Genomic DNA, 23,469 nt, shown 5'->3' on the forward strand with positions numbered 1-23,469 from the left:
GTATCGACACTCCTCGTTTTGATCTCTCTTTATCTTTCGTTGGCAGTATATGGGCGGGCCGAGAAATAGGCGCATGTACCAGGAAAAAATGGGCTCTTCATCCAAATAAAAAACCCTGCTCTGGATTCGAGCAGGGAAGAACGTTTAGGATTCAATTGTTACAACGTCTTTTCAAGGAATGATGTCAGTTCATCCGCTTCTTTTTCTGACAGTTGAAAAGCGTATTGGATATAGCCTTCTTCACGCAGGTCGTCATCGCCTACAATAGCACTTCTGCCGTTTTGAATATTGACAACCAGTCTTTTGCCATAAAAACGGCCGGTGGTGGTGATAGCCAAATCAAACCGACTTGTTTCTCCTATGAAGCTTACAAAACGAGTGCGAGTATCTTCTGTATCATCGTAAAGAAATAAGATCTCGTCAGACATGGATTCACCTACTTCCAAACCAAATTTGGTTTATGTTCCAGATTATGAAGAGCACGGATAAAACGCAATGTCTTTGTTTTGGCACGCATGACAATGGAATGTGTCTCAGCTATATCGTCTCCGAGGAAGCGCACGCCTTGAATCAACTCTCCGTCCGAAACTCCAGTTGCAGCAAAGATAGCATCATCTCCACGCACAAGATCAGACAGTTGAAGAACTTGCTCAGGGTCTTCCAATCCCATGCGGATGCAGCGTTGACGTTCTTCATCGTTTTGAGGTTTCAACTGTGCTTGCATATCGCCACCAAGACATTTGATCGCTGCCGCACTGATTACTCCTTCAGGTGCACCGCCAATTCCGATGAACAAATCAATCCCTGTGCCAGGCATGCAAGCAGCAATAGCAGCGCCAACGTCACCATCACCAAATAACTTAACACGAGCACCTTTTTCACGAACCGCTTCGATTAAATGGTTATGACGGTCACGTTCCTGAATAATGACAGTAACGTCTTGAATTCTTTTATTATTGGCTTCAGCTACGATTTCAATCATTTTTTCAATAGGATCATGGAGATGAATGCGGCCAGCAGCACGTGGGCCTACTGCCATTTTCATCATGTACATGTCAGGAGCATGCAGGAGCATTCCTTTGTCACCGATCGCAAGCACCGACATTGCATTACTGTGACCTTTGGCGACGATCGTTGTTCCTTCAAGCGGATCGACTGCGACATCAACCTCGGGACCATCCGAATCAGGACTACCTAATTTTTCACCAATATACAGCATGGGGGCTTCATCCAGTTCGCCTTCACCGATGACAACGGTTCCCCGCATGTTGATTGTATCGAACATGGCACGCATTGCACTGGTTGCAGCGCCGTCCGCTTCATTTTTTTTACCCCTGCCAAGCCATTGGGCGGAAGCAAGTGCGGCAACTTCTGTTACACGAACTACTTCCAAAGCCAATTCCCTATCCATGTTTGTCCTCCTCTTATGCGTCTACCATTCAGCAAATTCTTCTATATTGTAACACAGTTTGAGAGCAGGCGAAGTTTCGTGTTGAATCTTCCTATTATTTCTTCTAATATGGAAGTTAGAAACGATTAGGAAAATCATCCAAGATGCCGCCAGAAGCGGGAGGGACATTCATGTACCAACGGACAAGCAAAGGCTTGGAAAAACTGAAATTATGGCTGCAAATGTTATGTCCAACCTTTGCATTGAAATTGTTTCCTCCACATTTCATCATGCGGGATGTTGTACAAAGTCAGATCGAAAAGTGGAATCGCAAAGGAAAGCGTTGTATCCTCTTTTTTTATGATGTGAAAAAATACGGCGAGCTGAAGTCATTTTATCCTCGTCATGCCATGTTGCAAATAGAAGATACGATCGTCGAGGCATTCCGGACGATTGTCAAAAGGCGCTTCACGGAAAAAGACGTCTTGGCCGTACAACAATACTATGATGATGACTATATGATACTGATCAAAGAAGACGATGAAGTATACACAACGGAGAGATTACAGCAAATCTCGGAAGAGTTGAAACAGGAACTGGAGCACGAAATTGCCGAGAAAACAGCAACGTTCTCTGATAACCTGATAGAATTTCACACGTCGTATGTGTGCATTGATCCCCATGTCGATGATTTGCATGAAGTGATTCAAAAAGCAATTCAGGATGCTCGGGCGATTGCCAAGCAGGAGCTTAGTTCCGGGATCGGGAACTTTCGTGCCGAAATCCGTAAAATCATTGACGAGGAACAAATTCGGGTTGTTGCCCAGCCGATTATCTCACTAGGGACAGGACATGTGGAGGGTTGGGAAATTTTGACCAGAGGACCCGAGAATACTCCCTATGCATTGCCGCTAAGCCTGTTTCATTTTGCCTATCAGGCGGAGATGCTGTTAGCTCTGGAATTGCTGGTTGTGAAGAAAGCACTGTGCGAAATACAGAAAAAGAAAACGACCTGCCCGATTTTTATCAATGTAACGGTGCCTACTTTACGCAATCCGCAATTTTATTCAAGTGTCAGTTATTTGATGAAGCAATATCCACATGTGAGGCCGGAGCAAATTATTTTTGAAATTACGGAGCGTCACTCCATTGAGGATTTTAAAGTATTCAATGAGTCGATGGCTGCCTTTCGCCAGGATGGATTTAAATTTGCGATTGATGACACGGGAGCAGGCTATGCCAGTCTGAACATGATAGCTGAGGTTTTACCGGATTTCATCAAAATTGACCGTTCGATTATCCAGAATATCGATCAGCATGATGTGAAAAATTCTGTCCTGCAATCGCTTGTGCTGCTAGCCAAAAATATCGGTTGTGAAGTGGTGGCAGAAGGGATTGAGACCGAGGCAGAAGCAAACATCCTGCTAAAGAATAATGTTGATTTTGCGCAAGGGTTCTTCTTTTCCAGACCACAGGAGCCATTTCCACAGGTGGATGAAAACTGGGTCCACAAACAAAAGCTTCCTCTGCAATAAGTTGAAAGTACCTTTCAAAGCAAAACAAGTGCCATCGTGGGAGCACCCGCTGTGGCACTTGTTTTTTTACAAAGTAAGAATTTATAAGTTTGGGTGCCCCGCCCGATGCCAGCGATAGCTTGTGTCGGGTGGGTTTTCTTAGTCGTTGGAGGAAGAGGTCGGTTGGGATGGGGGTGGGGTACGGCGTTTCCGTTTGATATAAACAACAACCGGAATGGCAATGATGGCGAATAACAACAGGAGGGGGAATGCGCCTGCGACAAAAACAATCAGCCCGTTGAGGAAAGCCAGAATGCCAAGCAAACTCTTGTTGAGGGCAAGCCAAGCCTTGTTCCATGTACCCGAATCGGCCACTTCATCCAGTTTTGCCGTCACTTTTTTCTCGGTGAGTGACATCTCAATCGTGGAGTAGGCGATGTTCTCGTCAAGGTAACGCATCCGTCCCTTGATTTGTTCTATTTCCTCCTGTACGCGACCCAGTTCGGACGAGATTTTCAGCAGATCCTCAGTCTTTTTGGCTTCGGACATGAACTGCAACAGACGAGCCTCCACAACTTGACGTGCCTTGAGGCGGGAGCTAAGGTCTACATATTCTTCTGTCACATCCTGCCCAACGATCGAACGTCCAGGTATTTTGGTAGCGATTTTATCCAACTCATTGAGAAACGAGGAAAATCCGGTTTGCGGGATACGGACATTCAACTGCCCGCCTTTTTCATATTCATTTTCAAAATCGGATGAGTTCAAGATGTATCCATGGTAGCGGCTGACGGCAACCTCAAGCTCAGAGCGAGCCTTCGTGTAATTTTCGACTTCCACGGACAGATTGGCTTGATAGATCATTTTGCGGTCAGCTCTAGTTATTTGCAGAATGCCTGAAGTGGAGGGCGATCCTGCTGCTTTTGCCTCCGTGGGAGCAGCCATCGGTTCGGCTGGTGCTTCGTTTTCACTGGAAGCAGGAGAAGGAGCGACACTGCTGGTGTTGGAAGCAGATAAGCTAGCTGAATCCTGCCTGCTGGCGAACTTTTGTGCTGACTCGCCACCAGAAGGAGCATTTTGTGAAGAGCTTCCGCAGCCAGATAGCAACAGCGAAACAGCAAGAGTGAACAGCATCAGCACATGCCATGAAAGAAAATGCTTTCTCTTTGTCATAAATTTACAACCCCCTTTTGGCAGTTAGGACGAATGGAAATAGCAAATGTTTCATCATGGCTTGTACAGTTTTTTAGAAGGTTTTGTTATACTGATTGGGAGAAAGAGGTGAAGCATGTGTCAAAAGAATATCTGATGCAAGGTGTCCTTGTAGTGTTAGTTCTCTTGCTTACCTTTGGGATAACAATTGTCTACGCCAAGAAAGCATCGAAAAAGAAACGTAACGACTCATAGATAGGGGTACACAGTATGTATGATGTAAACACAGGAAGAATTGAAGATCGACTTTCTTATTTAGAGCAAATGATTGCTATGCTTCGGGAGCTTATCTCTCTCGAAGACGAAAAAATCCTTGCCAGTTTGCGAGATATTCTGGCCATGGAGAGGGCGCTTCATTTGTCGATTGAGGCGATTGTGGATGTCGGTAATGCGATGATAGACGGATTTATCATGCGTGATCCGGGCAGCTATACAGATATTGTTGAAATCCTTCGAGATGAACAGGTCATCATAGATTCGTTGGCTCATAAACTGAATCATTTTGTAGAGTTCCGCAAACAGTTGGTAAATGAATATACTCAAGTCCCCGTTGCTGAAATGATTCAATTGGTTCGTTCATCCATCGAGGATTTGCCCCAATTTGCTCCGGCAGTACGTGCGTATATTGAAAAAGAATTGTTTTAATAGGATATCCTAATTTTTAAACAACTTAATTTCATTAGTTTACTAATGGATATATGATACGGTAGAATAATGAATGAAGGGCGGTGAATCATGTTGACTAATGATCAAATATCTACCAGAGATCAAATCCTTCATATGTTGAAGCTGAAGGGATCACTCTCCGTGAGTGACATGGCATTGGAGCTGGGAATTACTGAGATGGCTGTCCGACGCCATTTGAATACCCTTGAACGGGATAAATTGATCAGATCCTCTCTTGTTCGCCAAGCCATGGGCCGTCCGACAAATGTCTATTCTTTATCGCAAGAAGCAGACGAAATGTTCCCACGCAATTATCATGATTTGACGTTGGACTTTTTGGAGGATATTGAGGAGATTGACGGTACAGACAAGGTTGATCTTTTATTCCAAAGACGGGAAGACCGTCTGGAAGAAAAGTATCGCAAGCAAATTCAGGGTGAGTTAGAGGACCGTGTCTCTAAATTGGCTGAGTTGCAAAATGCAAAAGGCTATATGGTTGAATGGGAAAAGGACGAAAAAACTGGCACTTATTATATAAAGGAATTTAACTGCCCGATTTCACAGGTCGCAAGGCAATACAATCAGGCTTGTAATTGTGAACTGTCATTGTTCCGCAGAGTACTGGATGCCGATGTAGAACAAACATCGTGTATGGCCAAGGGTGGAGACAATTGCATTTATAAAATAGATCAAAAAAAATAATGAATGAGAATCCACTTACGTAAGGTGAATGAAGAATAGCTGCCATCCACCTCAATGCAAGGTGGATTTTCTTTTATGATAGATAAACGATCTTTTTGGATAGGAGAGCTAACAGATGAAAAATTATTCTGCTTACTTACTGGATTTGGACGGTACCATTTACCGTGGCTCTGAGATTATTCCAGAGGCTATTGCGTTTATCCAGCATTTGCGAGAGGTGCAGATTCCTTTTCTTTACCTCACCAATAATTCCTCAGCAACACCGCAAGCGGTAGCCGATCGATTGACGGGAATGGGATTGCCGACAAATCCGGAAGAAGTGTACACCTCCAGCATGGCGACAGCAGCCTATTTGGCTGAACGCAAAAGTGAGGGAACACCCATCTATCTGATCGGAGAGTCGGGGATAGAAGAGGCATTAAAAGAAAAAGGCTTCATCCTGACAGCGGAGAAGCCTGAATATGTAGTCGTGGGGATCGATCGGAAATTCACCTATGAAAAACTGGCTATCGCGACAACAGCCATTCGCAATGGAGCGACACTGATCGCAACCAATGGTGATGCTGCCCTGCCAACAGAAAAGGGTCTGTTTCCTGGTAATGGATCGCTTGTAGCAGCAGTTTCAGTTGCTTCGGCTACTCAGCCAATCGTCATCGGAAAGCCTGAATCAATCATTGTGGAGTATGCCCTTGCTGTACTTGGGAAAACAAGGGAGGAAACGCTGATTGTAGGCGACAATCTGCACACGGACATCGAAGCAGGGAGAAAGAGCGGGCTGGATTCGTTGCTTGTCTTGACCGGATACTCTTGCAGAGAAGATTGTGAAAAGCACTTGATTACCCCAACCTATATCGAAGAGTCACTGTTGTCCTGGTGGGACAAGGCACGCCACTGACCTTCCTCTACGTGTCGATAGCGATGGGCAAGCCGGCTGGATGCGGCAGCAGCAACTGCTCCGACCAGATCATCGAGAAAGGTGTGGGAGCCGTACCTTTTGTCGTTAAGCTTGCCCAGAACGCCATGTTTTTCCTTGTCAATGTACCCGAAATTCGTAAACCCGATGCTTCCGTAAATGTTGACAATGGCCAGTGCCATCACTTCATCTACGCCGTATAACGGTTCATCGGAAGCTAGCATCTCTTGCAAAGGAGACATCAGTTTTCCTTCTTCCGCCAACATATCCAACTGGATTCCCGTGAGAAGGGCATTTTGGACTTCGCGTTTTTCTAACACTCTTTCAACACTTTCGATGCAATCCTCTATTTGCAGATTCGGAATGTATTTCTGTTGTAGAAAAAACACCAGTTCTCCAATGTCCCGCAAAGAAACGCCACGTAGTGGGAGAAGTTCAATTACTTTGTCATATACGTCTTTGGCGTACACTTTTTTCATCGTCACGTCTCATCCCTCTTTCAAACAGAAGTCTCTGAAATAGTATCTGTTCAAAAATAGGCACCTATCCCCCTCACCAGTCATAAAATAGGGCAGAGTGGAATGAGGAGGGAGATCATGAGTGACGTAATCTCTATGATCCAGGAACAGTATGGATTCACTGTCAATGGTTATCGGGAAGCTGGCGGACGTACGATACTCGAGACCGATCGTGGTCTGTTTAATTTATATACGTACCCACTTAATTATCGAAACAAGAAGAAGCTGGTGGATTCCGTACGCAAGCACATAACTAAGGGAACCAGCTTTACGACATTGCCCATCTTGAAAACGAAAGAAAACCAGCCATATCTCATCGCAGGCGATCGGGTCATTTATGTACACAAAGGGATACGTGAGAGCATTCCTGTTGATTTTTCATTTGCGATCGGGAGGGCGTTGGCTGAGTTTCATCAGGGAACATGTAGTTTTACAGTGGATGCCTTGTTTTTCCCCTATCGTTCAATGGGAACCTGGCCGTCAATGTGGCGTAAAAAAATCAGCATGTTTGAAAGCATTCGAGAGGAATTGGAGAGAAATCAAGGAGATTTGACCGTATTTGATGAATATATACTGACGACATACACCTACGTACATCAGATAGCAGATATTTCAATCAAATTCTTGCAGGACAACGGCTATCAGAATGTTACCAGGATGAGTGCCACGACAGGCAAAATTGCCTTTCAGAACTTTGATGACGGGTATATTATGTTTGATGAGCGCGGTTCCAGACGATTAGCTGGTGAATATGCCTGGGTTTTAGATATGCGGGCGAGAGATATTGGCCAGTGGATCAAGGCGGAAGTTCGCCGCAACGGGTATAATCCCTTCGTCATCCAGCAATTCCTTGCAGGGTATAATGAAGTGGCACCGTTATTGGAAGAAGAATATTCAGTGATTTACTCACTTTTGGTATATCCAGGCAGGTTTTTCCGCCAGATCGAATTGTATGACCAGATTAATGATGGTAATCTTGACCAATCAGATTTGAGAAACTGGACAGAGGAATTGGAGCAGGAACTGATTGAAATGGAAAATGTTTTGCGCCAGTTTCCGCTGTTAATCGAAGAGGTTTATGGAATACGGATTCCACGAATTGAATGGTTATGGCGTGACAGGGTATTGGGCATGGACAGCAGCAGTTCATCATCGTATGCACGTCATGGTGCTGGTACCGATTCGAATGCGGACTCTTATGCTGGTTCCAGCAACTACTCGAGTTCAAGAGGGGATTCTTGCGAGAGCGAGAGTTCTTGCCAGAGCGATTGCTCTTATCAGAGTGAAAGCTCATGCCAGAGCGAGGGTTCAGGCCGAAGTGATTGCTCCTATGATAGCGAAAGTTCTTGTCGAAATGAGAGTTCGGACTCAAGTTATTACTCCAGTTCCAGAAACAGTTCCTGGTAAAAAGAAGGAAAGGGGGAGGCTGCTTGGCACAAATCCTGTTGATGACCGCACTGTCTGTTGTTGTTTTGTTACTCATTGCTACAGTAGCATTTTCCCTTTATGTTGGATGGAAGTTCTTGCATCCGCCTCGTAAACCAGTTGACATGCTTCCAGAGCATTACGGCATTCAGGAGTACGAATCAGTCAAGTTCCCCAGTCGTGAGCAAGAGATCATGTTGTCGGGGTGGTATTTTGAGGCAGAGGCCAATGGAATTACTCCAAAGGGAGCCACGATAATTTTTTCTCATGGGTATACACAGAATCGGCAAGAACCACATTTGCCAGCATTAGCTCTGGCACAGGAACTGATTGCAGATGGATATAATGTACTCATGTTTGATTTTCGCAATGCAGGAGAATCAGGCGGGAGCCGTACGACGATAGGTCTATTGGAGCAGCGTGATTTGTTGGGAGCGATCGATTATGTGGAGCAGCGCGATCCAGAAACGGAAATCGGCTGTATCGGCTTTTCCATGGGGGCTGCAACCTCACTTCTGGTGGCAGGAAAAGATGATCGGGTAAAAGCAGTGGTTGCAGACTCTTCCTTCTCCTGCTTGTATACGTACTTGCGTGAAAAAATGTCGACATGGACCAGCCTTCCCCGTTTTCCTTTTAACTCGATTATCCTGACGCTGATCCCACTTATCTCAGGGGCTAATCCTCGTCAGGTCAAGCCAATTGAGGCGGTGAAGCAAATCACACCACGCCCGATATTGTTTATCCACGGTACCGCAGATGATACGATTCCCCCATACCACAGCAAGAGAATGTATGAAACGGTATTGCATCCACATTCGGAGCTGTGGATTGTTGAGGGGACAGGACATGTGAGAAGCTATGCTGCGGTTCCTGACGAATATAAGAAGCGTGTCTCCCGATTTTTTGATACACATTTGCTAGGAAATCACAATGAAAACAGGCAAACCAAAACCCCCTTCCTATTATAAGAGAAGGGGGTTTTGACTAGCCTCAATCGGCTGGGTTGGGTTTTTAAAATACTTGTTGTACTTCTACGATTCCTGGGATTTCTTCCACCAACGCGCGCTCGATACCAGCTTTCAACGTAATAGTAGAAGAAGGGCAGCTTCCGCATGCACCCATCAAACGCAGTTTTACGATACCGTCTTCAACGTCAACCAATTGTACGTCTCCACCGTCACGTTGCAAGAACGGGCGCAATTTATCGAGAACTTCTTGTACTTGTTCTTTGATTTCCATGAATGTTTCACTCCTTTTTGCTCAAACCTCATCTTTATTATAATCCCCTTTTACGGATAAATCCATGATGAAAGATGATAGTTTCTAAACATTTTTGTTTTAAAAGCAAAATAATATTGAATTGTCTATCGCAGAAAGACATAATTGGAATTAATTACGAAACGATACTGTAGCAGAAAATTAGGTCATGCTATAATGTACGGTGGGACACTATTGAAACGAGGGATATTAGCGTGAAGGTCTATCGCAACGTCAAAGAATTAATTGGCAACACACCCATTGTCGAGCTTACTCAATTTGAACTGCCAAATCAAGTGAGGCTCTTTGCTAAGTTAGAATACTTTAATCCGGGCGGAAGCGTGAAAGACCGCTTGGGCCTTGAACTGATCAGAGCGGCAGAAGAAAGTGGTCAGTTGGTGCCGGGTGGAACAATCATTGAGCCAACCGCAGGGAACACCGGAATAGGGGTTGCATTGGCAGCCGTGGGCACTAGCTATAAGGTTATCTTTTGTGTGCCTGCGAAGTTCTCGGAAGAAAAACAAGAACTCATGCGTGCATTAGGTGCAGAAGTAGTAAACACACCAACAGAGCTGGGAATTAAAGGAGCGATTGCGAAAGCGCAGGAACTGGCAGCAAGCATTCCGAACTCATTTGTTCCTCAGCAGTTCGCTAATCCAGCGAATCCAGATGCTCATTATAAATCAACAGGTCCTGAGATTTGGAGTCAAATGGAAGGAAATGTGAATATATTTGTAGCCGGTGCAGGATCAGGGGGAACGTTCATGGGCGTTGCCCGCTACTTAAAAGAACAAAATCCTGCCGTAAAAACAGTAATTGTTGAGCCAGAAGGATCGATCCTGAATGGCGGAGAATCAGGCCCACATAAAACAGAAGGTATTGGGATGGAGTTTCTTCCTCCTTTCATGGATACAAGCTATTTCGATGCGATTCATACCATTACCGATGAAGAAGCATTCCGTTTAGTGAAAGAACTGGCAGCGAAAGAAGGACTACTCGTGGGAAGCTCTGCAGGTGCTGCTCTGGCAGCTTCCTTGCGAGAAGCGAAAAACGCAAAGCCGGGAACCAACATTGTCACCATCTTTGCTGACAGCAGTGAACGTTATTTGAGCAAAAAGATTTATCAGGGAGGTATGTAAAGATGAGATTAAAAACCAGACTGATCCATGGTGGTATCGACGGAGATCCGCATACAGGCGCAGTATCTGTTCCGATTTATCAAGTAAGCACGTACAAGCAAGAAGCGATTGGTAAACATAAAGGCTTCGAATATTCTCGTACAGGCAATCCAACTCGACACGCACTGGAAACCTACATCGCAGAAGTAGAGGGTGGTACTCGTGGGTTTGCCTTTGGCTCCGGGATGGCAGCCTTGTCAACCATTCTGTCTCTTTTTAACAAAGGAGATCATTTGGTAGTAGGCGATGATGTGTACGGTGGAACATACCGTGTGGTGACCCGTGTGTTTACTCGTCTCGGATTGGAAGCAACCTTTGTTGATACAAGCGATTTGGCGGCAGTCGAAAAAGCAATCGGACCCAATACACGTGCGATCGTAATGGAGACACCAACGAATCCATTGCTCAAAATCACAGACATCTCAGCGATAGCTCAAATTGCTAAACAAAAAAATGTGCTGCTCGTGGTAGACAATACGTTCATGACACCTTACTGGCAGAACCCGCTTGATCTGGGCGCGGATATTGTTTTCCACAGTGCAACCAAGTATTTGGGAGGACACAGCGACGTGGTAGCTGGTCTGGTTGTAACCAAAGACGAGCAGCTTGGCGAAGATCTCCACTATGTGCAAAACGCCATCGGTGGTGTTCTAGGACCGCAAGACTCCTGGTTATTGCTTCGGGGAATGAAAACGCTTGGTGTTCGTATGGAGGAGCACGAGACGAATGCTCGTGCGCTTGCAGAGTGGCTGTCAGGGCGTAGCGACATTTCACGAGTGATCTATCCTGGCCTCGAGAATCATCCTGGGCATGAATTAGCGAAGAAGCAAAGCCGTGGATTCGGCGGAATGATTTCTTTTGATGTAGGCAGTGCAGAGCGTGCAGACGAAGTGCTCTCCAAAGTGAAATGGTTCACCCTTGCTGAGTCTCTCGGCGCTGTAGAAAGTCTGATTAGCGTACCTGCTCGAATGACACATGCTTCGATTCCAGCCGAGCGTCGTGCTGAGTTAGGAATTACAGATGGACTTATCCGTATTTCCGTAGGTATTGAAGATGTGGAAGACCTGATTGAGGATTTGGCGCAGGCTCTTTCTTAATAAACAGATTCACTCTCCAAGATGATGCCCAGGTCGCGCCCACACTTCCTACCCTTGGCAAATGGACGTAAGAAGGGGATAGGAGTATAATAATACTATTGTTGTAGTGGAAACGGGAGGGCTGAGACAATTGGAACGAGTTGAGATAGCTGTATACGGAACAGAAACATTATGTGCGAGCTGCGTGAATCTGCCATCAGCCAAAGAGACAGCCGTTTGGCTAGAAGCTGCACTTGGGCGGAAATACGGTCAAGACAAGATTGTCATTCGGTATTCCGATTTTGAAAAACCTGAGACAGATGATGACAAAATGTGGGCAGAGCGTATTTTGAACGAAGATTTGTGGTATCCGCTTGTCGTAATTTCCGGGGAAATTGTCGGTGAAGGAAATCCGAAGTTAAAGGAAATTGGAGATAAACTGGAAAAGCTGGGTTTAGTGCCGGTTGAGGCATAAAATGATAAAAAAAGGTCTGCTTCCTGATAGGGGAGGCAGACCTTTATTACTTTTATCCAAGATGATTTTTGTACAGCCAGAGAACACCACTTTTCATGATTCGAGGCATTTGACCAACCAATGACAGCTTGCCCATCATACCAAAGCCTTCCTTGTGACCAAGTGAGCCAAGTGTGCCTTTCAGTTTCAATTGAGGCAGTGAGGTAGGGAAAGGCAAATTGTTCATTTGATGTTTTAGCATGGATGCAATTTGTTCGCCTTGTGCTTCCGCAAGCTGGGCACTTGGGGCAAAAGGCAAGGATGCACAATCACCAACAACATACACATTAGTAAAATTTGGTATTTGGTGAAGGTGATTCAAGATTACCCGTCCAGATATATCATGCTCGACAGGAAGCTCTCGTGCAATTCGGTTTGCCTGAATTCCTGCCGTCCAAACAATCGCATCACTATGAAGTTCTTGATCGTTGTTGTAGAGTACGCCTTGTTCAATACGAGTAACATTAGCGGAAGACATGAGTGCTACGTCATGCTGAATAAACCACTCGGAAGCATACATCTGCAGTTTTTTGGGGAACGGGCTCAGGATGCTGTCACCACGGTCGAGAATGCGGATATTAAGATCAGGGCGGCTTTCACGGAGTTCAGAAGCAAGCTCGACACCACTTAAACCGCCACCCACTACTGTGATTTGACCATATGGTTTTACGTTGTGAATGGCTGTATAGGTTTTGCGTGTCTGCTCCAGCGTTTGTATCGAGTTGGTAAACTCTTCAGCACCCGGAATATCGTGATAGCGATCTTCACAACCTAAAGCGACAACTAACCAGTCATATGGCAGATTGTCGCCGGAAGCAAATTCAATTACATTCATTTCAAGGTCTATTTTTATAACTTCTCCATGTCTGATTGTGAGTCTGGAATCAGATGGAAAAGGCACCCGGACAGTCTTTTCTGATTCTGTACCTGCCGCCAGTGCAAAATACTCTGTTTTTAGTCCATGAAATGGCATACGGTCTACCAAGATAACGGACACATCGTCAGGTAGCTCGGGTGAGAGAATACGTTCGGCAATTCTTACCCCTCCGTAGCCTCCACCTAGTATGACAAGTCGTTTCATAATGGTTCCTTCCTTCATCCATATAATTGTACTCATTCTATTTTTGTCAATTCTATGACAAAATGCAAGTGAAATTAATAAATGGCAACAAGTTCTAGACTGGACAATGTGTTGGATCAAGGTAAAATAGTAAAGGGGAAATTACAGGTAGCAGGCAGGTGAACACATCTGAAAGCTTTAGTTGAATTTTGTTCCAGTAACGCTTCATCTTTTACGAAAGATCTCATAAATCGATTGGAAAACGATGCAACACTGGATGTTGATGTCGTCGAATATGGTTGTCTCGGACATTGCGGTGAGTGCTATATGGGCCCGTTCGCACTGGTTAATGGAGATTTCATCAATGCTCCTACATCAGAAGAATTGTTTGCGAAAATCAAACAAAAAATTCAAGAAGCTGAAGAGGCAGAAGAAAAGGACTTTCCCTTTTAACGAGGGAGAGTCCTTTTTCGCAAGTGAATTACTATTGATTTCCCCTAGTAACGCTTGATTACGTTGTAGAAGGTGTCGCGTTCAATGGCTTTTTTGCCTGCGCCTTCAACCAACCAGACTAGCTCATCGACAGTAAGTCCTTGTTGGGAAAGAGCACCCACGGCATGGCTGATGCGCTCTTCAATTAACGTCCCGTGTACGTCGGAAGAACCCATGGTCAGGGCAAGCTGGGTTAACTGTGTGCCGATATTGATGAAGTACGCTTTAATATGATTGAAGTTATCGAGCATCAGGCGGCTGATGGCAATGGTTTTCAGGTCATCGATTGCAGACGTGCGACGTTTGATCCCTGCTGTAACTTTCATTGGTTGTACCGCAAGCGGGATAAATACCATGTAACCGTTCGTTTTGTCCTGAAGCTCACGAACACGAGACATGTGGATCAAGCGCTCTTCCAACGTTTCGATGGAGCCGTAAAGCATCGTGGCATGGGTTTTCAATCCCAGTTCATGTGCTGTTTGATGTGCTTCCAACCATTGGTCGGTGGATGCTTTTTCAGGGCTCATTAAGAGGCGGTAACGTTCAGTAAGAATTTCAGCACCACCACCTGGTAGTGTATCAAGTCCTGCTTTGATTAATTCCTGCAGTACTTCACGGAAGCTCAGGCCTGAAATGCGAGAGAAAAACTCAATTTCTGCTCCTGTATATGCCTTGATCGTGACGTTTGGATAGGCCTGCTTAAGTGTACGCACCGTATCCAGGTAGTAATCAAACTTCATATGTTGATTGTGTCCGCCAACGACGTGGAATTCGCGAATTCCTTCGTGATAACGGGTTCCAACATAATGTAGCAGCTCATCCATGCTCATGGTATAAGCCCCGTCTTCACCAAGGTCACGACGGTATCCACAGAATTTGCAGTTTGCCTCACAGACATTGGTAGGATTGATATAGAGATTTTGGATAAAGTATACGTTGTCGCCATTCTTGCGAGTATTAACAAGGTTGGCAAGTTGACCAATCGTCAGAAGGTCTTGAGAATTATACAGGGCAAGACCGTCTTCAATTGTTAAGCGTTCTTGATTAATTACCTTTTCTGCAACTTCTGCCAGGGATTTATCTTGTGTTTGGATCGACAAAATCGACATGTACCTCCAGCTCCTCTCGTGTTATACGTAAACTATTGGAATCGTATCTCACGGACATAATCAGCTAACTGACCTCATAAATTTAAGGCGGAAGGGTGTTGGCCTTTGTTGGTACTTTAGCCTCAACATCAGTGAGAATATCCAGATCTTACATATATTCTGTTTGTTCTCCATCCAGCTTGGAACCAAGGAGAGCAACTACATTATAAATCTCTTTTGGACGGGGAACAACATTTGAATTATTCTGAATATTATTACCTATTTTTTTATAAAAATTCAACGGGTGAAAGTAGGAAGTACTGGCAAATTTGTTTGCTAATGTCAATAACTTCCTGTATAATCAAATCAATTGCAAGTCCTATTTTACTCAAAAGGCAAGGAGGAGATTGCATGAGAGAACAAATACTCGAGAAAATCGAACTCCTACGTCAGCAGATGATATCCATCGGCTTGGAGCATGGTTTGGATCATCCAGATGTTCTTTTTTACAGTCAACAAATTGACTTGCTCCATAACAAGCTGTTGGAGATTGAAAAAGAGGACTGGAAAAACAATCAGTTGAAGCGGAAGATTTGCTACAAATTCTTTTTATATGAAAGTAGAGCGCATTTTGCCTAAATAGTAAAGTAAGTCGGAAAGGAGGGCGTAGACCCTCTTTTCTTTTTTTATCTAAAATAACCGAGAAGGCTCCCTCTTCTATAAGGGCGAGATGAATCGGTGCTTTTTTGTGCATATAGCCTTATTCTTTCGGCTACGATTCGCAAAAATCCAAGTATCAAGCAAGAAGGACTTCGTTTGTTGGCACATGCCAACTAAACTGCGGGAATCGCAGAAATCGCTTGCTAAGAAGAGAAGGATGTTTCTCTGTTCGCAAGAATCCCCCAACTCTTTAGGTAGGGGGAGAGTTCAAATACTCCGAAAGCTAGTAGTAAGCAATCGATGTGCCAGAGAAGTATCCAGAGATGTATCAAGCGGGAGGCAACGGTATTTTGCTTCTTCTTCCGATATGGCAGAAGCCATAATATTATCTATACCTAGGCCAAGTGATGCTGCAATTTTTTGATTAAACAAATAGTAGCTTTCTTTGGTAGCTGGCCCAAGATGAAGTTTTCCACTATAGTTGGTGTGGACAAGTTCACAAATTGCCTTAGCAAGATCATCGACATGGACAAATGTTCTGAATAAGTTGCTAGCACGGGAGACGATATTTCCTGCTTGCAGCTGATTCAGGAGAGAAGTGGTTCTGTTATCCCACTTTCCAAGTATATTTTGACCATAGATAGGGCCATTTCTCAGTATTATGGAATTCCTGCAAGCCAGTTGTACCGTACTTTCTCCCGAGAGCTTTGCATTTGTGTAACCAGAAAGAGGATTCGCATCGCCAAGAGGATGTGTCTCATCATCCTCCGAAAAAGCACCAGTGCCCTGAGAGAAGACACCATCGGTTGATAGGTAGATCAATCTGGCTGCTGGTTGCAGGTGAGTGAGTAATTTGCATAAACCCTCCTGAATCAGAGAAGACTCATTCTGTCCGCTCATCAAGGCCCAAATGACAACGTCAGGAGAGGTTTCGATGAGGATACGGGTGAGCTGAGCTTCATTTGTCACATCGAGAGGAAGAAGATGAGGGTCGGCTGAATTTGTAAAACAGGTACTGAAGCTTGTACACGCGGTGTCACTTCGTAAGTGGTAATTGATTTGCGCACCGAGATAACCGCTTCCACCGAGCAACAGGACACGCTTTTTTGGTGAATTTGGCATAAGGAAGCACCTCCTGGATTGTTCTGCCAATCACTATTCTACAAAAAGGAAATAATCACCTTTTTAAGCGTGTTAGGATTATTTTCAACATATAAGTAGTGTTAATCTTGTGGGATAACAAATTTATTTGTATACTATATTTAGTATGTACCCAAGGTAAAAGGGAGGGTGTACCATGATCGAAATTACAGAACAAGCCAGCTCTAGAATTAAGGAACTCATGGCTGCTGAAAATAATCCGAATCTGTTTTTGCGTGTAGGCGTTCAACCGGGTGGATGCAGTGGCTTCTCATACGGCATGGGTCTGGATCAAGATATGCGTGAAGGCGATCAAACCTTTGAGCAATTCGGGATTAAGGTTGTCGTAGATGAAAACAGCTACAAATACATCAAAGGAACGCAAATTGACTACAAAGATTCCATGATGGGCGGCGGCTTCACCATCAACAACCCGAATGCAGTGGCTAGCTGTGGCTGTGGAAGCTCGTTTAAAACGGCGATAGATGAGGGTAAAGCGGAGAAGTGTGATTGATTTTTCCCGTCAAATCAACGTTTGTCGACTCCGATAATCTGAACGTTACCTAAACGGTCAATGCAATTGGCTCGGAAGATCCACGCACGGACCTAAGCTTGTAACACCTACGCCCACTTAGCGGATTTGCACTCCGTTAGGTGGGCGTTTTTTGTTTGATATTACAAAATTTACCTATGTAGTGTAATATAAACAGAATAGAATATTAGAGAAAGGGAGAATATTTAATGAGGATATTCTTGAAAGTTTTCATAACTTTCGCCTTATTCATGAGCATTATGCCGCATGCTTTTGCTGACATCGAAGTGGTTGATGATCTTGCACCTACAACGATTAAGTTTGACAAAGAAGTCTATAAACCAGGTGAGACAATCGAACTAACAGCAGAAACAGATAATAAAGGCAGTTATATCCCAAATTCAATTCGGGTTGAAGTCGATTTTGAAAAAGTACCTTCAAGAAATACACGGAAAACCGAGGATAAATTATATAAAGTAAAAGCCAAGTTTAAAGCACCTGATGTGGGCGGCACTTTTTTTGTCTCCTATAAAATAAGTATGAAGGATAAGGATGGAAAGATTTGGAACGGGTATGCAGGACAACGAATTGCGGTTCATGATCCACAGTTAATTTCACTAAGCCCGTCGAAAGCCACAATTAAGGTTGGAGAGGAACTATACCTGGTAGGAAAACATTTGTATAAGAACGAAAAAGATGTTAAAACTCAAATGGGTATTTTTTACGGTGATACTGGTTATGGTTCATTAAAGAATATTGAAAAAGGGGATAGCAGGGAATTGGCTGTCTTTGAAGCAGGAAAACCTGGAAAGTATATTATTACTTTTTCTGTTTCTTTCAAGAAAGATGACGGAACTGAGCACTATGAGTACCTTAATTCTACGGTGACAGTAGAATTGCCATAATCGTTTTTTACGCGCCCCGATTCTAGGGCGTTATTTTTTTGTCCTAATTCGGTAAGGTACGATTGCAAGCGAAAGGGGAGAATCGAATGTATACGGTAGATATTCGGAATGTATTCGGAGTAATGCGCACGTTAAGCGAAATGGGTGCGCCTTATCGGTGGAGATTGCGTGGGTGGCGGACGGTGACGGTTAGGCTCGGTAACATGCCGGCGCGGACGTATGATATTGCGCATAAATTTCTCGTTGATAATTTACGGTGAATAAGGGAAGAGAGGTCGTTGGTCATCCTCTAGCATAGCATCATTAATCTTGATTCCATCCGAAATAATGTGGCTTTGAAACGACCTCTCCATTAAAGATTATACTCATACATTTGTTATCTTCCAAATAATTCTGCGACAGACCGCGATTGTAGTATTGGAAATGGTAATCGTTTCGGAATCGCAACGCGACTCCCCTCATTCGTACCACTTATCACTATTTACAAACAACGGCAGGATACGACTAGGGTATAGACTACACTCCATTACTCCGAAAGTTTACGAAGGAAGTACGGAATCTTTCATACATCCATCAATAACCCGAATGCAGTGGCTAGCTGTGGCTGTGGAAGCTCGTTTAAAACGGCGATAGATGAGGGTAAAGTGAGAAGTGTGATTGATCGGGTAGATTACTAAATTGCAGAAGTAGCAAAAAAACCCTCCTCAACTGTACAGAAAAAAGTTGCACAGTCAGGGAGGGTATTTCAAATTTATGGTTTAATACATTGTTGTTGGTGGGTCAATTCCTAAAACAACTTTGCCATCTACTGTAAGCCAGACGTAGCAGTGATCAAATTCTCTACCTGATTTCTCTTCCAGTTCAGCAATCCATTTTTCTTGAAGTTCAAAGGAAAGTCTGGCAGTTTCTTCTCCGAGGGGAATACCTTTTAGTCCCATTGCATCAGCAAGTGCTCTTGCTTTTTGTTCAGGTACTTCCTTATACTTATCATACTCTGGTAAGTAGGCTGCTTTTGCCTCTTGGAAACCGAGACTAACTACAAGCAGTAAAGATGTTAACAGTACACCAAGTTTTTTCAATTTGTTCTCCTCCAACTTAATTTATTCTATCTTTGAGAGATAGGAACATAGTTACAACGTCTGGATTGTACATGGTGCCACTGCATCGTTGAATTTCTTCCAGAGCTTCTGCTTTGGTTCTGCCTTTTTTATAAGGCCTATCAGTTGTCATTGCATCATAAGAGTCAGCAACCGAGATGATAGCAGCCTCGATACATATATTACCACCACTTAAACCATTGGGGTAGCCTTTTCCATCAAATCGTTCATGATGTTGTTCTACAATCAATCCTGCATCCATGATCAAAGGAATTTTTGTTTCTGAGAGGATTTCCCTCCCATACGTACTGTGCTTTTTCATAATTGTCCATTCTTCATCCGATAACTTCCCAGGTTTTTGTAAAATAGATAGAGGTACCCTAACTTTTCCAACATCATGCAAAAATGACGAAACATTCAAACGTAATAATTGATGAGAATCCAATTCCATTGATTCACCTATCATCATCGATAGTTGGGTAATTCTACTACAATGGTCAACTGTATAACCATCCTTTTCTTCGATCGCAATAGCTAAATCCATCATTTTTTTTGTTGCTTGGCTATAGTAATGGAAAACGGGCCTTGAAGAGACGTACAAAAACTCAGTGTCTTCTTCTGCCGTAAAAATATACGTTTTCGAAATAGGACTTCCAAAAAAGGAGTCTCCCGGATGTAAGGTTTGTTCGCAATCCTCTAATTGAAGTTTTAGTATTCCAGAAAGAATGGTTATATGTTCTAAAGCTACCCATCCATCTTGTGGATATAGACTCCACTTAGCACCTTTTTCAATGCGATGGTGAATTATTTCTGTCCCGTCGCCTCCACCAATAAGGGAAACGGTTATTTTTTTCATTTCTACACTCTCAATAAACTCACCTTTATATACGATAGGCACCTAAATTCGCCTCCTATATTTCGCTTATTTCTCTGATGTATATGTAACGCATATCTACTACGTATTAACAGGAAGAATATAGAAAAAGCACCTTATTAAATTATAACACTAAAGTGAAATCCTGTATTATATATCGTAACGATTGCTATGTTTTATTAGTGGGTTTTACTCCTAAAAGTTCAATTTCATAGAACAAGAACAATAGAAGGGGGCACTTGCTAAAAGATGGTATAATAGAAAGACTACATGCAGACTGTTATAAGGGGAAGTTGATAGCAGTGGGAGAAATGATAAAAACGGTACTGAAAAGTTTTTTAATCTTTCAAGGATTAAATGATTCTGAACTATCGGAGATTGCTAACTGTTCGAAGCTTGAGAGATATTATGATGGTGATGTCATCTTCAATGAAGGGGACCGGGGAATTTGCTTTTATATCATTGTGGACGGCACAGCAAAGGTTGTCAAAAAGAGAAACAACAATGAAATTGTCCTTTCCATTCTGAAGAAGGGTGATTTCTTTGGTGAGTTGGCTCTGATTGACGGTAACATGCGATCTGCCAGTGTGGAGAGTCTGGAGAATTTGACCTGTGTATCAATCAGCAATGATGGGTTCAAGAAGGTGTTTAACAACAGCGTCTCAACCCTGCGAGTTCTTGAAATGCTCAGCCAGAGACTGCGAAAGACAAATGAGTACTTGATCGACCTTTTCTTTAACGACGATAATATGAGGATCATCAGCACGTTCAAGCAATTAGGGGAGCGCAACGGCTCTCGAATCCGGTTAGCGGAGCGGCTTACGAGAGAAGAAATTATTCAGGTAAGTGGAATGAATCGGGAAAAGGGTATAGAGATTCTTGATCTGCTGGAAACCATGGGTGTACTTGACTATGACAAAGGCTATCCGTACATTGAAATCTCCAATTTGATTCGCGAGTAAATGACAAACCTCCTTCGTTTGTGCAGGAAAGTTGCATGAATCCAAGGAGGTTTTTTTGCGTGATAGCGAGTAAATGGTAATACAAGAATAGAGGAGATGCCGATGACGGTTTTTATTTTTGTGAGACATGGGGAGCCGGACTGGAATTTGTGTGAGGAAAAGAAGTTGGTTGGTGCAAGACGAGACCTGGTGCCGCTTACCATACGTGGAGTGAAGCAAGCGGAGATGACAAGAAATGAGACGAGCCTGCAAGGGGCAGAGCTAATTCTGACGTCTCCCTATACGAGGACACTTCAGACAGCGTACATCCTGAATGAAAAACTGGCTCTGCCACTACAAGTTGAGATCGATTTGCACGAATGGATTCCAGATAAACAGTACTCTTACACTTCCAGTCACGAAGTGGACGAGTTTTATCAGGACTTTCGAGAACATAAGGATATTTTCTCGCCGAACCTCAAGAAAAACTGGGAGACAAGGGAAGAAATCCAGAACAGAGTATGGGCCGTTCTACAAAAATACACCCATTATGATAGAGTGATCGTGGTTAATCATGGAATCGTAATAGAAGTAATGACAGGAATCAGTAATACACCACATGGTGGAATCGTGGAGATGAGGTGGAACAGATGAAAATAAGTAAACAAAATGCAGAACACTATCTATGGGGTGACCACTGTGATGGATGGTTTCTGGTCAAGAATGGGCAGTTGAGTGTGATTCATGAACGAATGCCGGCAGGTACCTCCGAAGCGAGGCATTATCACCAGACAGCTCGCCAGTTTTTCTTTATGCTATCAGGAACGGCTTTATTTGAGTTAAATGGTGAGGAAATCGTTTTGCAACCGCAAGAGGGGATTGAGGTAGCTCCTAATATACCGCATCACATCAGGAATCATACTAATGAAGCGATTGAGTTTCTTGTTATTTCCCAGCCTAGTACACAGGGAGACCGGATTTTGACCGAAGAGTAAGATGACAGTTCTCATGCCATGGGGTTGCTCATGTCTATGCGCTTATCTCCTGCTCCTTGTTCAACTTACGCCGTCCCGCCACTTCTCGAAGAACGGAGCGCAGCAACAATAAACCCCCAAAACCCATCACGGCAAAAAGCAGGCTCATCGTCCAGGAAGAGAGAAAACTGCCCAGTGTAATCCCTACGGCTCCGACCATCATGGCAATGTATTGGGTCATTCCGTTAATAGCCATGTAGGAGCTGCGCAAATGGGTAGGAGGGATGTCTCCGAGAATGGCTTGCTTGATCGGGATGTACATGAGCTCTCCAATCGAAAGGACCAACATGGCAAGCAGGAGTACCCACGGTTGATTACTAAAGCCAAGCACCATGAAGCCCAGCGTAAAGAAGAATATTCCCCATGTCAAAACATTCCGATCGTGATAGCGCTTCATAATGGCCGTGACAATGGTTGTGAACAGAACGACCAACAGCGTGTTCTCTGTTCGCAGGATCCCCAGCATTCTCATCCCGTCAACTTCCAACGGAAACACCTGAAAAGGCAAGAAGGCTTGAGCAGGCAGCTCTTTAGCCAAGCGAATGCCGATGTAATTTGTTAATTGATTCTCAACAGAGGAAATAAGAATACCGGCAAAGACAAATAACAGGAAAACCTTGTCTCGCAGGACTTGCTTGTAGGTTCCTACAAAATTAGTTTCCCTTCCCGTTGCAGGAGTCGCTTTCTCATTGCGCTGGTGAGTTTCACTGATGAAGATTATGGTTGTAAGCATCGAGAATAAAGAAATGATGGCAACACTTAAAAACAATGCAAAGCGATACGTCTCAAATAAATAAGCACCGATGAGCCCTCCCAAGGCAAGGGACAGATTGAATGACCAGTACATGAAGCCAAATACATACTTCCGTTCTTCCGAGGCGCTTACATCAATGACCATTGCTTGGGAAGCGGGCGCAAACACCCCGACAAAAAACATGTTGATAATAAACAAGATAAAGGTAACTGGAATAGATTCGAACCAGGATGAGTTAGATAGCGCAATCAGTAAATAAGTTATTCCTACAAAACATTCAGATATTACAAGCAGCTTTTTCCTGCCCAAACGATCTCCGTAAAAGCCCCCAACAAACCCTCCGGCAACACCTGAGCAAATAACCGTGAGAAACATGATTCCAGTGATGGTTTCACCAACCCGAGAGGCAAAATAAATGGCCAAATACGGAACAACCATCATGGTTGCCAAATTGGTGAAAAACTGGACAACGATTCTGATTTTAATATTTGGATGAAAATCACGGAATTTCATACTCTCAAATCCCT

The 23,469-nt window shown here is 43.8% G+C and carries 29 protein-coding genes; 18 read left to right on the forward strand and 11 right to left on the reverse strand.

What is annotated here, in order from left to right:
- Positions 1-158: 158 nt before the first annotated feature.
- Together ACPW7N_RS22430 and glpX are read right to left on the reverse strand one after the other, a co-directional pair.
- Entirely contained in the window at positions 159-428 is a 270-nt protein-coding gene (locus ACPW7N_RS22430) for a DUF3055 domain-containing protein (protein WP_425653635.1), read from the reverse strand.
- Between the two features lie 8 nt (positions 429-436).
- Positions 437-1,411, reverse strand: coding sequence for a class II fructose-bisphosphatase (glpX, locus tag ACPW7N_RS22435; protein WP_425653636.1), 975 nt, complete (start codon positions 1,409-1,411; stop codon positions 437-439).
- A 170-nt stretch (positions 1,412-1,581) separates the two neighbouring features.
- On the opposite strand from glpX, the gene ACPW7N_RS22440 reads away from it, so the two are divergent.
- On the forward strand, positions 1,582-2,925 hold the full coding sequence (locus tag ACPW7N_RS22440; protein WP_425653637.1) for an EAL domain-containing protein: 1,344 nt from the start codon (positions 1,582-1,584) through the stop codon (positions 2,923-2,925).
- A 138-nt stretch (positions 2,926-3,063) separates the two neighbouring features.
- Here the strand turns inward: ACPW7N_RS22440 and ACPW7N_RS22445 are convergent, their stop codons facing one another.
- Positions 3,064-4,077, reverse strand: coding sequence for a DUF4349 domain-containing protein (locus ACPW7N_RS22445; RefSeq protein ID WP_425653639.1), 1,014 nt, complete (start codon positions 4,075-4,077; stop codon positions 3,064-3,066).
- Positions 4,078-4,185: 108 nt separating this feature from the next.
- Between ACPW7N_RS22445 and ACPW7N_RS22450 the strand changes: the two genes are divergently transcribed.
- The 4 genes from ACPW7N_RS22450 to ACPW7N_RS22465 all read left to right on the forward strand — a co-directional run bounded on the left by ACPW7N_RS22450 (position 4,186) and on the right by ACPW7N_RS22465 (position 6,379).
- The gene (locus ACPW7N_RS22450) at positions 4,186-4,311 is read left to right on the forward strand and encodes a hypothetical protein (protein WP_425653640.1); all 126 of its coding nucleotides are present in this window, start codon (positions 4,186-4,188) and stop codon (positions 4,309-4,311) included.
- Between the two features lie 15 nt (positions 4,312-4,326).
- Entirely contained in the window at positions 4,327-4,761 is a 435-nt protein-coding gene (gene hepT / locus ACPW7N_RS22455) for a type VII toxin-antitoxin system HepT family RNase toxin (protein WP_425653641.1), read from the forward strand.
- Between the two features lie 93 nt (positions 4,762-4,854).
- The gene (locus tag ACPW7N_RS22460) at positions 4,855-5,484 is read left to right on the forward strand and encodes a helix-turn-helix transcriptional regulator (RefSeq protein ID WP_425653700.1); all 630 of its coding nucleotides are present in this window, start codon (positions 4,855-4,857) and stop codon (positions 5,482-5,484) included.
- Between the two features lie 115 nt (positions 5,485-5,599).
- Complete coding sequence (locus tag ACPW7N_RS22465; protein ID WP_425653643.1) at positions 5,600-6,379, forward strand: TIGR01457 family HAD-type hydrolase; 780 nt, start codon at positions 5,600-5,602, stop codon at positions 6,377-6,379.
- Here ACPW7N_RS22465 and ACPW7N_RS22470 read toward each other — a convergent pair.
- Positions 6,331-6,876 (reverse strand): phosphatidylglycerophosphatase A family protein, encoded by a 546-nt coding sequence (locus tag ACPW7N_RS22470; RefSeq protein WP_425653701.1) that lies wholly within the window; start codon positions 6,874-6,876, stop codon positions 6,331-6,333. The two genes, ACPW7N_RS22465 and ACPW7N_RS22470, sit on opposite strands and share 49 nt — an antisense overlap.
- Positions 6,877-6,993: 117 nt before the next feature.
- On the opposite strand from ACPW7N_RS22470, the gene ACPW7N_RS22475 reads away from it, so the two are divergent.
- Both ACPW7N_RS22475 and ACPW7N_RS22480 read left to right on the forward strand, forming a co-directional pair.
- Positions 6,994-8,322 (forward strand): hypothetical protein, encoded by a 1,329-nt coding sequence (locus ACPW7N_RS22475; protein WP_425653645.1) that lies wholly within the window; start codon positions 6,994-6,996, stop codon positions 8,320-8,322.
- A 23-nt stretch (positions 8,323-8,345) separates the two neighbouring features.
- On the forward strand, positions 8,346-9,308 hold the full coding sequence (locus ACPW7N_RS22480) for an alpha/beta hydrolase (RefSeq protein WP_425653647.1): 963 nt from the start codon (positions 8,346-8,348) through the stop codon (positions 9,306-9,308).
- 43 nt (positions 9,309-9,351) lie between these two features.
- Here the strand turns inward: ACPW7N_RS22480 and ACPW7N_RS22485 are convergent, their stop codons facing one another.
- A complete protein-coding gene (locus ACPW7N_RS22485; protein ID WP_425653649.1) occupies positions 9,352-9,579 on the reverse strand; it encodes a NifU family protein in 228 nt (75 codons plus the stop codon).
- Between the two features lie 233 nt (positions 9,580-9,812).
- On the opposite strand from ACPW7N_RS22485, the gene cysK reads away from it, so the two are divergent.
- The 3 genes from cysK to ACPW7N_RS22500 all read left to right on the forward strand — a co-directional run bounded on the left by cysK (position 9,813) and on the right by ACPW7N_RS22500 (position 12,326).
- The gene (gene cysK / locus ACPW7N_RS22490) at positions 9,813-10,736 is read left to right on the forward strand and encodes a cysteine synthase A (protein WP_425653651.1); all 924 of its coding nucleotides are present in this window, start codon (positions 9,813-9,815) and stop codon (positions 10,734-10,736) included.
- 2 nt (positions 10,737-10,738) lie between these two features.
- On the forward strand, positions 10,739-11,872 hold the full coding sequence (locus ACPW7N_RS22495; RefSeq protein ID WP_425653653.1) for a bifunctional cystathionine gamma-lyase/homocysteine desulfhydrase: 1,134 nt from the start codon (positions 10,739-10,741) through the stop codon (positions 11,870-11,872).
- A gap of 130 nt (positions 11,873-12,002) precedes the next feature.
- On the forward strand, positions 12,003-12,326 hold the full coding sequence (locus tag ACPW7N_RS22500; protein WP_425653655.1) for a YuzD family protein: 324 nt from the start codon (positions 12,003-12,005) through the stop codon (positions 12,324-12,326).
- Positions 12,327-12,378: 52 nt separating this feature from the next.
- Here ACPW7N_RS22500 and ACPW7N_RS22505 read toward each other — a convergent pair whose 3' ends face one another.
- Complete coding sequence (locus ACPW7N_RS22505; RefSeq protein WP_425653657.1) at positions 12,379-13,446, reverse strand: NAD(P)/FAD-dependent oxidoreductase; 1,068 nt, start codon at positions 13,444-13,446, stop codon at positions 12,379-12,381.
- A 168-nt stretch (positions 13,447-13,614) separates the two neighbouring features.
- Between ACPW7N_RS22505 and ACPW7N_RS22510 the strand changes: the two genes are divergently transcribed.
- Positions 13,615-13,878, forward strand: coding sequence for a YuzB family protein (locus tag ACPW7N_RS22510; protein WP_425653702.1), 264 nt, complete (start codon positions 13,615-13,617; stop codon positions 13,876-13,878).
- A 44-nt stretch (positions 13,879-13,922) separates the two neighbouring features.
- On the opposite strand, the gene mqnE is transcribed toward ACPW7N_RS22510, so the two are convergent.
- Positions 13,923-15,026, reverse strand: coding sequence for an aminofutalosine synthase MqnE (gene mqnE, locus ACPW7N_RS22515; RefSeq protein ID WP_425653659.1), 1,104 nt, complete (start codon positions 15,024-15,026; stop codon positions 13,923-13,925).
- A 390-nt stretch (positions 15,027-15,416) separates the two neighbouring features.
- On the opposite strand from mqnE, the gene ACPW7N_RS22520 reads away from it, so the two are divergent.
- Positions 15,417-15,644 (forward strand): Spo0E family sporulation regulatory protein-aspartic acid phosphatase, encoded by a 228-nt coding sequence (locus ACPW7N_RS22520; RefSeq protein WP_425653661.1) that lies wholly within the window; start codon positions 15,417-15,419, stop codon positions 15,642-15,644.
- A 288-nt stretch (positions 15,645-15,932) separates the two neighbouring features.
- On the opposite strand, the gene ACPW7N_RS22525 is transcribed toward ACPW7N_RS22520, so the two are convergent.
- Positions 15,933-16,787 (reverse strand): sugar nucleotide-binding protein, encoded by an 855-nt coding sequence (locus tag ACPW7N_RS22525; RefSeq protein WP_425653663.1) that lies wholly within the window; start codon positions 16,785-16,787, stop codon positions 15,933-15,935.
- Between the two features lie 175 nt (positions 16,788-16,962).
- Here ACPW7N_RS22525 and erpA point away from each other — a divergent pair, with 175 nt between their 5' ends.
- From erpA to ACPW7N_RS22540, 3 genes are all read left to right on the forward strand, one after another.
- A complete protein-coding gene (gene erpA, locus ACPW7N_RS22530; RefSeq protein ID WP_425653665.1) occupies positions 16,963-17,319 on the forward strand; it encodes an iron-sulfur cluster insertion protein ErpA in 357 nt (118 codons plus the stop codon).
- Between the two features lie 227 nt (positions 17,320-17,546).
- The gene (locus tag ACPW7N_RS22535) at positions 17,547-18,242 is read left to right on the forward strand and encodes a hypothetical protein (protein WP_425653666.1); all 696 of its coding nucleotides are present in this window, start codon (positions 17,547-17,549) and stop codon (positions 18,240-18,242) included.
- An 86-nt stretch (positions 18,243-18,328) separates the two neighbouring features.
- Positions 18,329-18,502, forward strand: a complete 174-nt coding sequence (locus ACPW7N_RS22540) for a hypothetical protein (RefSeq protein WP_425653667.1) — start codon at positions 18,329-18,331, stop codon at positions 18,500-18,502.
- A gap of 498 nt (positions 18,503-19,000) precedes the next feature.
- On the opposite strand, the gene ACPW7N_RS22545 is transcribed toward ACPW7N_RS22540, so the two are convergent.
- Positions 19,001-19,321, reverse strand: a complete 321-nt coding sequence (locus ACPW7N_RS22545; protein ID WP_425653669.1) for an 8-amino-7-oxononanoate synthase — start codon at positions 19,319-19,321, stop codon at positions 19,001-19,003.
- Positions 19,322-19,337: 16 nt separating this feature from the next.
- On the reverse strand, positions 19,338-20,237 hold the full coding sequence (locus ACPW7N_RS22550; RefSeq protein ID WP_425653670.1) for an HD domain-containing phosphohydrolase: 900 nt from the start codon (positions 20,235-20,237) through the stop codon (positions 19,338-19,340).
- Between the two features lie 287 nt (positions 20,238-20,524).
- Between ACPW7N_RS22550 and ACPW7N_RS22555 the strand changes: the two genes are divergently transcribed.
- The 3 genes from ACPW7N_RS22555 to ACPW7N_RS22565 all read left to right on the forward strand — a co-directional run bounded on the left by ACPW7N_RS22555 (position 20,525) and on the right by ACPW7N_RS22565 (position 22,149).
- Positions 20,525-21,175, forward strand: a complete 651-nt coding sequence (locus tag ACPW7N_RS22555; protein WP_425653671.1) for a Crp/Fnr family transcriptional regulator — start codon at positions 20,525-20,527, stop codon at positions 21,173-21,175.
- A gap of 102 nt (positions 21,176-21,277) precedes the next feature.
- Positions 21,278-21,808: a histidine phosphatase family protein gene (locus ACPW7N_RS22560; protein ID WP_425653672.1), complete on the forward strand. Its 531-nt coding sequence runs from the start codon at positions 21,278-21,280 to the stop codon at positions 21,806-21,808.
- Positions 21,805-22,149, forward strand: coding sequence for a cupin domain-containing protein (locus ACPW7N_RS22565; protein ID WP_425653673.1), 345 nt, complete (start codon positions 21,805-21,807; stop codon positions 22,147-22,149). The genes ACPW7N_RS22560 and ACPW7N_RS22565 overlap by 4 nt, the downstream gene beginning before the upstream one ends.
- A gap of 34 nt (positions 22,150-22,183) precedes the next feature.
- On the opposite strand, the gene ACPW7N_RS22570 is transcribed toward ACPW7N_RS22565, so the two are convergent.
- Entirely contained in the window at positions 22,184-23,455 is a 1,272-nt protein-coding gene (locus ACPW7N_RS22570; protein WP_425653674.1) for an MFS transporter, read from the reverse strand.
- Between the last annotated feature and the right edge of the window lie 14 nt (positions 23,456-23,469).

Origin of the sequence: Brevibacillus nigriterrae (assembly GCF_049846925.1) — a bacterium.
In the GTDB taxonomy this organism is placed as follows: domain Bacteria; phylum Bacillota; class Bacilli; order Brevibacillales; family Brevibacillaceae; genus Brevibacillus_H.

Bases quoted from the DNA above. Each gene is read 5' to 3' on its own strand.
- ACPW7N_RS22430 (WP_425653635.1), bottom strand. From the start codon at position 428: ATGTCTGACGAGATCTTATTTCTTTACGATGATACAGAAGATACTCGC.
- glpX (WP_425653636.1), bottom strand. From the start codon at position 1,411: ATGGATAGGGAATTGGCTTTGGAAGTAGTTCGTGTAACAGAAGTTGCC.
- ACPW7N_RS22440 (WP_425653637.1), top strand. From the start codon at position 1,582: ATGTACCAACGGACAAGCAAAGGCTTGGAAAAACTGAAATTATGGCTG.
- ACPW7N_RS22445 (WP_425653639.1), bottom strand. From the start codon at position 4,077: ATGACAAAGAGAAAGCATTTTCTTTCATGGCATGTGCTGATGCTGTTC.
- hepT (WP_425653641.1), top strand. From the start codon at position 4,327: ATGTATGATGTAAACACAGGAAGAATTGAAGATCGACTTTCTTATTTA.
- ACPW7N_RS22465 (WP_425653643.1), top strand. From the start codon at position 5,600: ATGAAAAATTATTCTGCTTACTTACTGGATTTGGACGGTACCATTTAC.
- ACPW7N_RS22470 (WP_425653701.1), bottom strand. From the start codon at position 6,876: ATGAAAAAAGTGTACGCCAAAGACGTATATGACAAAGTAATTGAACTT.
- ACPW7N_RS22475 (WP_425653645.1), top strand. From the start codon at position 6,994: ATGAGTGACGTAATCTCTATGATCCAGGAACAGTATGGATTCACTGTC.
- ACPW7N_RS22485 (WP_425653649.1), bottom strand. From the start codon at position 9,579: ATGGAAATCAAAGAACAAGTACAAGAAGTTCTCGATAAATTGCGCCCG.
- ACPW7N_RS22495 (WP_425653653.1), top strand. From the start codon at position 10,739: ATGAGATTAAAAACCAGACTGATCCATGGTGGTATCGACGGAGATCCG.
- ACPW7N_RS22505 (WP_425653657.1), bottom strand. From the start codon at position 13,446: ATGAAACGACTTGTCATACTAGGTGGAGGCTACGGAGGGGTAAGAATT.
- mqnE (WP_425653659.1), bottom strand. From the start codon at position 15,026: ATGTCGATTTTGTCGATCCAAACACAAGATAAATCCCTGGCAGAAGTT.
- ACPW7N_RS22520 (WP_425653661.1), top strand. From the start codon at position 15,417: ATGAGAGAACAAATACTCGAGAAAATCGAACTCCTACGTCAGCAGATG.
- ACPW7N_RS22525 (WP_425653663.1), bottom strand. From the start codon at position 16,787: ATGCCAAATTCACCAAAAAAGCGTGTCCTGTTGCTCGGTGGAAGCGGT.
- erpA (WP_425653665.1), top strand. From the start codon at position 16,963: ATGATCGAAATTACAGAACAAGCCAGCTCTAGAATTAAGGAACTCATG.
- ACPW7N_RS22535 (WP_425653666.1), top strand. From the start codon at position 17,547: ATGAGGATATTCTTGAAAGTTTTCATAACTTTCGCCTTATTCATGAGC.
- ACPW7N_RS22540 (WP_425653667.1), top strand. From the start codon at position 18,329: ATGTATACGGTAGATATTCGGAATGTATTCGGAGTAATGCGCACGTTA.
- ACPW7N_RS22555 (WP_425653671.1), top strand. From the start codon at position 20,525: ATGATAAAAACGGTACTGAAAAGTTTTTTAATCTTTCAAGGATTAAAT.
- ACPW7N_RS22560 (WP_425653672.1), top strand. From the start codon at position 21,278: ATGACGGTTTTTATTTTTGTGAGACATGGGGAGCCGGACTGGAATTTG.
- ACPW7N_RS22565 (WP_425653673.1), top strand. From the start codon at position 21,805: ATGAAAATAAGTAAACAAAATGCAGAACACTATCTATGGGGTGACCAC.
- ACPW7N_RS22570 (WP_425653674.1), bottom strand. From the start codon at position 23,455: ATGAAATTCCGTGATTTTCATCCAAATATTAAAATCAGAATCGTTGTC.